This window comes from Actinomadura geliboluensis (genome assembly GCF_005889745.1).
Classification (GTDB): Bacteria; Actinomycetota; Actinomycetes; order Streptosporangiales; family Streptosporangiaceae; genus Spirillospora; species Spirillospora geliboluensis.
This window is the reverse complement of record NZ_VCKZ01000516.1, coordinates 1-5,862: the sequence shown is the minus strand read 5'-3', so window position 1 is coordinate 5,862 and position 5,862 is coordinate 1. Positions and strand designations below refer to the sequence as shown.

The following is a 5,862-nucleotide window of genomic DNA, read 5'->3' as shown; positions in this document are numbered from 1 at the left end:
GGGGCCGCGGGGGCGGTCGGCGGGGCGCCGTCGCAAGAGGATCTTCATCATCGGTGGGGCCGTTTTGGCGGTGCTCGTCCTGGTCGTGGGCGCGACCGTGGCATGGACGGTCGTCCTGCCGGGCGTGAACGGGCGCGGCGAGCACACGAAGGTGCCCGACGCCCTGTCGGTCCTGGACTCGACGAAGGGCCTCGACCAGCGCATCACGTCCAAGCTGGAGGTCCAGATGGACAGCGGCTGGCGCCGCACCGGCGGCGGGCACTACACCGACGAATCGGAGGCGATGTGGTCGGCGTTCGCCGGACAGGTCCAGGTGAACCTGAGCCTGCACCGCTATAAGGCGACCGCGCTGAAGCCGGGTGCGGACGCCGCGTCCGAGGCCATGGGCAAGGCCGGGGCCAGCGGGACGCGGCAGCCCATCGCGGGGCTGGGGGACGAGGCGTTCGGCGTTCCCGTCACCAGCGGCTACGAGATCCACGTCCGGCACCGGAACGTCACCGTGCACACGTCGTTCGTCGCCCCGGCCAAGTCGTTCGACGACCTGAAGGCCTACGCCCGGCCGATGGCCGAGACCGCCCTGGCCCTTCTTGAGGAGGCCAACCGCTAGCCAGGGGCGTCCCGCCCCCCTGCGGGGACCCGCGCACCGTAGCGCAAACTTGCCAGTATTTCCTGTCACGGTTGCTACAAGCGCCGGTGCCGGGCCGTTCGCGATCATGCCCGGCATGAGACGAGCATGGATGATCGGAGCGGCGGCGGCCCTCGTCGCCGGGCTGGCGGCCGCGCCCGCCCACGCCGGCGAGAGCCCCTGGCGGACGGCGGACGCACCGGGAGGGCTGTGGCCCGAGAGCGGCCTGAACGAGGTGGCCGCGGTCGGCGCGCGGGACGTGTGGGCGGCCGGCTTCGAGGGCCTCGCCTGCGTCGACTGGTCGTGGCCGGGCATGGGCGCGGGCTCGGTGTGCAGCTTCAACGCGGTCGTCCGCCACTGGAACGGCACCGGCTGGGAGAACCGCAACCCGCCCGGCGCCTGGAAACTGGAGACCACGGACCTCGACGCCTCCTCTCCCGAGAACGTCTGGCTCTCCGGCGCCAAGATGGGCGAGGGGTACCTCGCCCGCTGGGACGGCTCCCGGTGGACGCAGATCGCGCTGCCCGAGGAGTGCAAGACCGCGACGTACCTCCAGCTCGAAGCCGTGGACGGCGGCGTCTGGGTCAGCAACGGCTGCCTGGCCCGCTGGCAGAACGGCACCTGGACGACCTACGGCAACACCGTCGGGTTCATCCACAGGACTTACGCGGTCGGCGACACGGAGCTGTGGGGCGCCGGCAGCCTCCTCGGCCCCTACCGGCCCGGCATCGCCCGCTGGGACGGCGACACGTGGGTGTCGGCGGACGACGTCCCGGACGGCTACACCCAGCTGGCGGTGGCGGGCCCCGGCCACGTCTGGGTGGACGGCCCGGGCAAGACCGAGCTGATGCACCGCACCGCCGCCGGCTGGAGCGCCGCTCCCAAGCCGCCGTCCGCCTACCTCGCCTACACCCTCGGCGAGGACGGCTCCCTCTGGACCGGTACAGACCCAAGCAAACCCGGAGCCGTCTTCTACCGCTTCGACGGCGAGCAGTGGCAGACGATCCCGATGCCCGCGCAGACCGGCACCGGCTCCCGCAACCGGGGCGGGTTCGACTACACCGCCCTCCCCGGCACGGGCGACGGCATGATCGCGGTCGGCACGGCCCCGGGCGGCGGCCCCCTCGCGATGACGAACCAGCCGGCCTCCTGACAACGGGCGCGCGCGGGTACTGCGGGCGCGGTAGCGGGGCTCTCGTCCGCGCGCAGGATCCGCACGCGCCGGCACCCCGCTAGCGTGCGCGTATGAGCACAGCTTTGTCCGGTGTCTGGCGCCGGACCAGGGGATGGGCGGGCGCGGCCGGTGTGGCGGCGGTGCTCCTGATCAGCGCGCTGACAGGGGAGCACCCCGCCACCGACCTCGACGCGCTCGGGTACGCGCTGGTGGTGGTCAGCGGTCTCGTGCTGGCCGCCGGGCGCCGCGCCCCGATCGCCGTCCTGGCCGTCACCGGGCTGTGCGCCGTGGGCTACAGGGCGGTCGGCTTCGACGTGCCCGCCGTCGCGTACTTGGTCGCGGTCTACACCGCCGTGCGCTCCGGGCACCGGATCGTCACCCTGGCGGTCAGCGTCGCGCTGCTGCTCGCCCTGCCCGTCGCGACCATGGCCTCCCCGGCGGACGGGTCGATGAGCGAGGCGTTCGCGCAGGCGCGGGGCGTCCTGGAACTGGCCTGGCTGATCGCCGCCGGCGCCGCCGGGGAGGCGCTGCGGCAGGCCGAGCTGCGGGCGGACGAGGCCGAGCGCACCCGCGAGGAGGCCGCCCGGCTGCGCGCCACGCAGGAGCGGCTGCACATCGCGCGGGAGCTGCACGACTCGCTCACCCACCAGATCTCCATCATCAAGGTGCAGGCCGGCGTCGCCGTCCACCTGGCCCGCAAGCACGGCGAGGAGGTGCCGGAGGCGCTCCTCGCGATCCAGGAGGCGGGCCGCGAGGCGACCCGCGAGCTGCGCGCCACCCTGGAGACGCTGCGGGAGGACGCCGCGCCCCCGCCGCACGGCCTCGACCGCGTCCCCGACCTGGTGGAGCGGGCGCGCACGACGGGCCTGGAGACGACGCTGACGATCGAGGGGCAGCGGCACGAGGTGCCCGCCGCGGTCGACCGGACCGCGTACCGGATCGTCCAGGAGTCGCTCACCAACACCGTCCGGCACGCCGCCGCCGCGACCGCGTCGATCCGGATCGACTACCGGCCGGGCACCCTCGCCGTCCGCGTCGACGACGACGGCAAGGCCAGGCCCGGCGCCGCCCCGGTGCCCGGCGTCGGGCTGCTCGGGATGCGCGAGCGCGTCACCGCCCTCGGCGGCCGGCTCCGCGCCGAACCCCGCGACGAGGGCGGCTTCAGCGTCCAGGCCGAGTTCCCCGTGGGACGGCCCTCATGATCCGCGTCGTGCTGTGCGACGACCAGCCGCTGCTGCGCCGCGGGTTCCGGGCGCTGCTCGACGCCGAGGACGACATCGAGGTGGTCGCCGAGGCGGCCGACGGCGCGGAGGGCCTCGAACAGATCGCGAGGCACCTGCCCGACATCGCCCTCGTCGACATCCAGATGCCCGTCATGGACGGGATAGAGACGACCCGCCGCATCGCCGCCGACCCGGCGCTCTCCGGCGTCCACGTCGTCATCCTGACCAACTACGGCCTCCACGAGTACGTCTTCAACGCGCTGCGCGTCGGCGCCGCCGGATTCCTCGTCAAGGACATCGAGCCGGAGGACCTCCTGCACGCGGTGCGGGTCGCCGCGCGCGGCGACGCCCTGCTCGCGCCGTCCATCACCCGGATGCTGATCAGCCGCTACGTCGCCCGGCCGCTCGACGCGGGCGGCGGCGCCGGCCTGGAAGAGCTGACCAACCGCGAGCGGGAGGCCGTCACCCTGGCCGGGCACGGCCTCACCAACGACGAGATCGCCGGCCGCATGGCGATCAGCCCGCTGACCGCCAAGACCCACATCAACCGGGCCATGACGAAGCTGGGCGCGCGCGACCGCGCCCAGCTCGTCGTCCTGGCCTACGAATCCGGCCTGGTGGCCCCCAGCGGCCGCTGAGAGGTCAGACCCGCACCCGCTCCGCGGCCGGTTCGGGCGGCGCCGCCACCGCCGCCCGCCGTCCCGGCATCCACCAGTTCGCCTTGCCGCACAGCTCCATCACCGCCGGCACCAGGACCATCCGGACCACGGTGGCGTCGATGAGCACGGCGACCGCCATGCCGAGTCCGATCTGCTTGACCGCGACGTCCGGGCCGAGCAGCGACGTCGTGAAGACGGCGACCATGATGGCGGCCGCGGCCGTGATGACCTTGGCGGTCCGGCCGAGCCCCCGCGTGACGGCCCGGCGGGTGTCGCCGCACCGCTCGTACTCCTCCCGGATCCGCGAGATCAGGAAGACCTCGTAGTCCATGGACAGCCCGAACAGCAGCGGGAACATCATCATCGGCACCCAGGTCGTGACCGGCATCTCGGTCGGGAAGCCGAAGAGCGAGCCGAGCCACCCCCACTGCACCACCGCGACCAGCACGCCGTAGGCGGCGCCGATCGACAGCAGGTTCAGCACGGCCGCCTGCACCGCGATCGTGACCGACCGGACCAGCGCGACCAGCAGCACCAGCGACAGCGCGATGACGACCCCGATCATCAGCGGCAGCCGCGCGCCGATGTCCTCGGAGAAGTCGATCGTGCCCGCGTTCGGCCCGCCCACGTGGACGCCGTCGGGCAGCACCTCGTCCCGCAGCTCGTGCACCAGCTCCGCGGTCGCCTCGTCCTGGTACCCGGTCTTGGGGAAGGCGAGGAACGTGGCGGCCTTCCCGTCCCGGCTGACCTCCGGGGGCGTGACGTAGGCGATCCCGTCCTGCCCGCCGACCGCGCCGGCGACGGCGCGCAGGTCCGTGTTCGCGGACGCGAACACCAGCGGCGCCCCGAACCCCGGCCCGAACCCCTCGGTGAGGATCTCGTGCGCCGCGTAACTGCTCCGGTCATGGGGCTGGACGCTCGCGTCCGGCAGGCTCAGCCGCATCGACAGCGCAGGAGCGGCCAGCACCAGCAGCCCCGCGCCGGCCAGCACCACGGCGGCCAGCGGCCGGCGCTGCACCGCGCCGGCCCACCGCTCGGCGAGCGGCCGCCGCTCCCGGACGCGCCGCACCGCGCCGATCCGGCGCCCGGTGAAGCCGAGGAACGCCGGCACCAGCGTCACCGAGGCCGCCATCGTGACCAGCACGGTCACCGCCGCGGCCACGGCCACGCCCGTCATCAGCCGCTGCCCCATGGCGGTCAGCCCCAGCAGCGCGATCACGACGGTCAGCCCGGCGAACAGCACCGCGTGCCCCGCCGTGGTGATGGCCTTGACCACGGCCCCCTCCGGCTCGTCGCCGTCCGCCAGGCCCTCCTTGTACCGGGTCACGATGAACAGCGCGTAGTCGATCCCGACCCCGAGCCCGACCAGCGCCGCGACGAGCACCGTGAAGTCCGGCGACGGCACCAGGTGCCCCACCAGCTTGATCAGGGCGATCCCGCCGGTGATCGCCATCAGCGCGGTCACGATCGGCAGTCCCATCGCCACCAGCGACCCGAACGCGATGAACAGGATCACCGCCGCCGCGAGCACGCCCACGCTCTCCGCGGGCCCCTGCGGCGGCGTCTCCGCCTTCTCCGCCATGTCCCCGGCCAGCCCGAGCACCACACCGCCGCCGGACGCCTCCTTGACCGCGTCCACCAGCGGCTCGACGTCGGACTTCGCCGGGTCCACGTCCGTCAGCGGAACGGTCGTCCGCGCGATCCGCCGGTCCTTCGTCACCAGGCTCGCGTCCGTGTACGGCGACACGACGGGCCCGGTGACGGGCGAGGCGTCCAGCTCCGCGACGACCTTCTCGACCGTCCTGCGCGCCGCCGGGTCGTCGAGCCCCTTCTCCGCCTTGACCGCCAGCGTGAGCGTGTCCCCCTGCCGCTCGGGGAAGTGCTTCTCGATCAGCGCCTGCGCCTTGGCGGACCCGGAGTCCCCGCCGGTGAAGTCGTTGTCGGACTGCGCGCCGTACCCGAACCCGGCGAACGCCACGGCGATCACCCCGGCCACCCACAGCAGCAGCACCAGTCGGCGGCGCCGGTAACAGAACCGGGCGAGTCCCGCCAGAGCCCCGCCCGCGGGGGGAGCCCTGTCTCCTATACACATCTCCGAGCCCACGAGACCCTAAGACATATCGTATGCCGTCTTCTGCTTGAAAAAAAAAAACGTCTAGGTAAAGTGGCAATGACAGTGGC

General features: G+C 73.4%; 5 protein-coding genes. 4 read left to right on the top strand and 1 reads right to left on the bottom strand.

The features are described 5' to 3' along the window. From ETD96_RS40100 to ETD96_RS40085, 4 genes are all read left to right on the top strand, one after another. Positions 1–607, top strand: a 607-nt coding sequence (locus ETD96_RS40100; RefSeq protein ID WP_205719703.1) for a hypothetical protein, incomplete at its 5' end; no start/stop codon positions are given. A gap of 115 nt (positions 608–722) precedes the next feature. Beyond that, entirely contained in the window at positions 723–1,778 is a 1,056-nt protein-coding gene (locus ETD96_RS40095; protein WP_138641708.1) for a hypothetical protein, read from the top strand. 92 nt (positions 1,779–1,870) lie between these two features. Next, complete coding sequence (locus tag ETD96_RS40090; RefSeq protein ID WP_138641707.1) at positions 1,871–3,001, top strand: sensor histidine kinase; 1,131 nt, start codon at positions 1,871–1,873, stop codon at positions 2,999–3,001. Beyond that, positions 2,998–3,660 (top strand): response regulator, encoded by a 663-nt coding sequence (locus ETD96_RS40085; protein ID WP_138641706.1) that lies wholly within the window; start codon positions 2,998–3,000, stop codon positions 3,658–3,660. The genes ETD96_RS40090 and ETD96_RS40085 overlap by 4 nt, the downstream gene beginning before the upstream one ends. A 4-nt stretch (positions 3,661–3,664) precedes the next feature. Here ETD96_RS40085 and ETD96_RS40080 read toward each other — a convergent pair whose 3' ends face one another. Next, positions 3,665–5,692 carry an MMPL family transporter gene (locus ETD96_RS40080; protein WP_240808566.1) on the bottom strand — a complete coding sequence of 676 codons (2,028 nt, stop codon included), beginning with the start codon at positions 5,690–5,692 and terminating at the stop codon, positions 3,665–3,667. Between the last annotated feature and the right edge of the window lie 170 nt (positions 5,693–5,862).

Excerpts from the sequence above, each read along its gene's own strand:
- ETD96_RS40095 (WP_138641708.1), top strand. The coding sequence starts at position 723 with ATGAGACGAGCATGGATGATCGGAGCGGCGGCGGCCCTCGTCGCCGGG.
- ETD96_RS40090 (WP_138641707.1), top strand. The coding sequence starts at position 1,871 with ATGAGCACAGCTTTGTCCGGTGTCTGGCGCCGGACCAGGGGATGGGCG.
- ETD96_RS40085 (WP_138641706.1), top strand. The coding sequence starts at position 2,998 with ATGATCCGCGTCGTGCTGTGCGACGACCAGCCGCTGCTGCGCCGCGGG.